General features: G+C 73.6%; 4 protein-coding genes. 2 read left to right on the top strand and 2 right to left on the bottom strand.

The genetic code is table 11. From position 1 onward, the window contains the following. Nucleotides 1-17: 17 nt before the first annotated feature. Complete coding sequence (locus tag E1264_RS40945; RefSeq protein WP_132182701.1) at nucleotides 18-485, bottom strand: nitroreductase family deazaflavin-dependent oxidoreductase; 468 nt, start codon at nucleotides 483-485, stop codon at nucleotides 18-20. 61 nt (nucleotides 486-546) lie between these two features. After that, nucleotides 547-1,347: an alpha/beta hydrolase gene (locus E1264_RS40940; protein ID WP_165964649.1), complete on the bottom strand. Its 801-nt coding sequence runs from the start codon at nucleotides 1,345-1,347 to the stop codon at nucleotides 547-549. A 122-nt stretch (nucleotides 1,348-1,469) separates the two neighbouring features. Between E1264_RS40940 and E1264_RS40935 the strand changes: the two genes are divergently transcribed. Both E1264_RS40935 and E1264_RS40930 read left to right on the top strand, forming a co-directional pair. Then, nucleotides 1,470-2,924, top strand: coding sequence for an amidohydrolase family protein (locus E1264_RS40935; protein ID WP_165964648.1), 1,455 nt, complete (start codon nucleotides 1,470-1,472; stop codon nucleotides 2,922-2,924). Between the two features lie 82 nt (nucleotides 2,925-3,006). After that, the coding region (locus tag E1264_RS40930) for a serine/threonine-protein kinase (RefSeq protein WP_132182695.1) at nucleotides 3,007-4,092 on the top strand (1,086 nt) is incomplete at its 3' end.

The following is a 4,092-nucleotide window of genomic DNA, read 5'->3' as shown; positions in this document are numbered from 1 at the left end:
CTCCCGGAGCGCCGCGCTCAGCGCGGGGTGAGGCGGACGACCGGGTACTGCCGGTCGGACTTGCTCTGGTACTTGGCGATGCGGGGCTGCGCGGTGGCGATGCGCTGCCAGGCCCGCTCGCGGTCGTCGCCTTCGAGCCGCTGCGGCCTCACCGGCACGGCGCCGCCCCCGGGCAGCTCGATCGCCGCCTCGTCGGAGTGCGCCATCAGGTTGGCGAACCAGTCCGGGTGCCGGCTTCCCCCGCCCGACGCGACGATCAGCCGCGCGTCCTCGTCCTCGTCGGGGAACCACGCGACCGGCGTCTCCCGCCGCTCCCCGCTGTGCCGCCCCACGGTGTGCAGGATCAGCACGTCCATGCCCATGAACGAGCCGCGCCCCCGCCGGAGCTTGCGGTTCACGCGGGCGTTCATGCGGTGCTGCATCCAGCGTGAGAACGCCCCGGGCGTCCCGGGCTTGCGCTTGTTGTCCACCTGCTTCTCTGCCATACCGATCACGCTAGGTGCGCCCAGGTCATGGCCGCTTCTCGATTCCTGATCGGTCTCTTTGTCAGCCGGTCAGGTGGTGGCGGAGGAAGGCGGCCGTGGCGTCGAGGACCCACGGCTGCTGGAACCGGACGTCCTCGTGCCCCGCGCCGCCGAGGACGATCAGCTGCGAGTCGCGCCCGGCGGCGACGAGGGCCTGGTGCATGCGCAGGCTCTGGTCCAGCGCGATCTGCTGATCGCGGTCCCCGTGGACGATCAGCGTCGGCGGGGCCTGGTCGAGGTGCTGGTACAGCGGGCTGGCGGCACGCGCCCAGTTCCGGTCGAGCGTCTTGACGGTGGTCCGCAGGTAGCGGGCGTCGGGCGGGTCCGGCAGGATCTCGCGCTCCAGCTCCGTCCGCGCCAGCCGGGCGACCAGATCGGTCGGACCGAAGAAGTCGACGACGGCGTCGATGCGGTCGCCGGGCGCGCCGACGCGCGGGTCGAGCGCCGCCATCAGCGACAGGTGCCCCCCTGCCGAGGCGCCCCACGCGCCGATCCGCGCGATGGCCAGCCCGTGCCGCGCGCCGTGGGCGCGCAGCCACCGGACGGCGGCGCGGACGTCGTCGATGGAGGCGGGAAAGGCCCCGGCCTCCCCGAGCCGGTAGTCGATGCTCGCGATCGCCACCCCCCGCTCGGCGAGCGCGGCCGCGAACGAGGTGGCGCCGCTGCAGCGGTCGCCGAAGAGCCATGCTCCGCCGTGCACCCAGAGGGACACGGGATGCGGTCCAGAGCCCTCGGGGATGTACAGGTCGAGCAGCAGGCGCTCACCGTCGGCGACGGCGTACTCGACGTCCACGACCATGCGCTCGTGGGGGGAGGCCTTCATAGTGCAATGATAACCGTTCCCACCCTTCTGGCCAGCCCATTCGCCTTTGGGGTCGACAAGCGCACGCGGCGGCTTCACATTGATCATGAGTGAAATGTGAGGAGTGTGCCATGGAGACACCGATGACCCGCCGATCCGCGCTCGTACTGACCGGTGCCGCGGCGGGAACCCTCGCCGCGGGCCGCCCGCGCGACGACGCCGACCTGGTCCTGCACTCGGGCGTCGTCTGGACGGGCGACGCCACCGCCCAGGCCGTCGCCGTGAAGGGCAAGCGGATCGTGGCCGTCGGCTCCGACCGGCGCGTGCTGGAGTGCGCGGGAGACCGCACGCGCCGGGTCGATCTGAAGGGCGCCTTCGTCGGCCCCGGGTTCCGGGACCAGCACACCCACCTCATCCAGCGGGCGCTGACCGGCGCGGCCCCGGAGGCGTACCGGCCGGTGTGGAAGCCCTACGACGAGGACGAGGCGTTCGAGGCGCGCAGGCGCACCGGCCAGCGGCACGTCGACATCCACGCGCGCGGCGAGACACCTGTCGACCAGTGCACCCACAGCCCGGTGACCGAGAAGATGAAGAACGACCTCCTGGTCATGCAGGAGGAGGTGGCCAAGCAGGGCGTCAGCACGGTCGTGGAGGCGGGCCTGCGCGACCTCGGAGCGCTGGACGCCCTCTTCCAGCTCGCCGACGAGGGCAAGCTGAAGGTCCGCTTCCTGGTGCGGGTGGCCTGGGGCTGCATGGAGGAGGCCGCCAAGATGGGCCTCCGCACTGGCTCGGGCAACGAGTGGGTGAAGGTCCTGGGGGTGAAGCTCTACTCGGACGGATGGCTCGGCCCCAGGACGTCCGCGCTGCGCCAGCCCTACAGCGACGACCCGTACGGCTTCCCCCGCAGGGGCATCCTGTTCCTCGCCCAGGAACGCGCGAACCGCGACGTCGCCCGCGCCCGGGAGCTGGGCTTCAACATCACCACCCACGCCATCGGCGACCGCGGGCTGAAGGTGACCCTGAACGCCTACGAGCACAACGACGTCGCGCCGCGCGACCGGTGGGCCGTCGAGCACGTCCAAGTCGCGGAGGACGACCTTCTGGAGCGGATGATCCGGCGCGGGGTGATCGCGAGCATCCAGCTGAGCTTCGCGACGTCCGACCAGCGGTTCGCCGAGGACGCGATCGGGCGGCACCGGCTGCGCTACGCCTACCGGTGGCGGGACATGCTGCGGGCGCGGGTCCCGATGGTGGGCGGCAGCGACTTCGACATCGAGGCCCTCGACCCGATGTGGGGCCTGCAGCGCGTGGTGACCCGCACCGAGTTCGACGGCACACCGCCCGGCGGCTGGCTCCCGGACCAGCGGCTCGACGTCCCCACCGCGCTGCGCCTGGTCACCTCACGCGCCGCGTTCGCCTCGTTCGAGGAGCGCGAGCGCGGCACGGTCGAGCCCGGCAACTACGCCGACCTCGTCGTCATCAAGGAGAACCCGCTGACGATGCCCCCGGACCGCCTCGCGAGCGCGACCCGCCTGATGACGATCACCAACGGCACGATCACGTCGGAGGGGCCCGTCCGCTACCCGCCCACGGCCTGACGCCGCGCGCCATACCGAGGGCGGCCGCGCGGGTCCGGCACTACGATCTCGATGCGGTGCCGAGGGCTGGACGGAGCGCGACATGACCGATGGTTCCCCGCTGCTGGGCCACGACCCGTCCGCGATCGGCCGGTACCGGCCGATCGCGCGGCTCGGCGAGGGCGGTCAGGGCGTGGTCTACCTCGCGGAGGACCCCGCCGGCCGCCGGGTGGCCGTCAAGTGCCTGAAGGTGCGGTTCGACGGCGGCGCCAAGGCCCGCGAGCGGTTCGCCGCCGAGGTCGCGGCGGCCAAGCGCGTCGCCGAGTTCTGCACGGCCCGGGTCCTGGACGCCGACCTGGACGGCTCCGTCCCCTACCTCGTGAGCGAGTTCGTCGAAGGGGTCTCCCTGTTACAGGCGGTCCGGGAGGAGGGCGTCCGCGCCGGTGCCGATCTGGAACGGCTGGCGATCGGCACCGCGACCGCGCTGGTGGCCATCCACCAGGCGCAGGTCGTCCACCGCGACTTCAAACCGGGCAACGTGCTGCTGTCGGCGCAGGGCCCGCGGGTCGTGGACTTCGGGATCTCCCGCGTCCTGGAGGGCGCGGGCGAGGAGTCCAGCCAGGTGGTCGGCACCCCCGCCTACATGGCGCCCGAGCTGTTCGCCGGTGGACGCGCCGGGCCCGCCGTCGACGTCTTCGCGTGGGGCTGCACCGTCGTGTTCGCCGCCACGGGGCGGTCGCCCTTCGCCGCCGACACCATCGAGGCGGTCATGCGGCGCATCACCGAGGACGAGCCGGACCTCGGCGACCTGCGCGGGCGGTTGCGCGACCTGGTCGCCCGCTGCCTGGACAAGGACCCCGCGCGACGTCCGGACAGCGAAGAGCTCCTGCTCGGCCTGCTGCGACGCGAGCCGCACGGCCCGGTGAGCCTCCAGGCGGGGGCCGCGGCCGCCAGCCCCGAGGCCGCCGCCCCCGCGGCCGCCAGTCCCGAGACCGCCAGTCCCGAGGCCGCCGGGACGCCCTCGGCGCGCCGCGCGCGCCGCGCCGCCGTCACGGTGGCCACGGCCATCGTCGCGGCGGGCGCGGCGGCCCTCGTCACCGCCACCCTGCTGCCGTCCACCCGGGCCGAACCCGGCGACGACCCGACCCGCGCCGGGCCGCGGCCTCCGGCGCCCGGCGTGACCGTGCCG

Origin of the sequence: Actinomadura sp. KC216, assembly GCF_004348535.1 — a bacterium.
Taxonomy (GTDB): domain Bacteria; phylum Actinomycetota; class Actinomycetes; order Streptosporangiales; family Streptosporangiaceae; genus Spirillospora.
Note: the sequence above shows the minus strand (reverse complement) of the source record. Positions and strands in the feature narration are given on the sequence as shown.

Bases quoted from the DNA above. Each gene is read 5' to 3' on its own strand.
- E1264_RS40935 (WP_165964648.1), top strand. From the start codon at position 1,470: ATGACCCGCCGATCCGCGCTCGTACTGACCGGTGCCGCGGCGGGAACC.
- E1264_RS40940 (WP_165964649.1), bottom strand. From the start codon at position 1,347: ATGAAGGCCTCCCCCCACGAGCGCATGGTCGTGGACGTCGAGTACGCC.
- E1264_RS40945 (WP_132182701.1), bottom strand. From the start codon at position 485: ATGGCAGAGAAGCAGGTGGACAACAAGCGCAAGCCCGGGACGCCCGGG.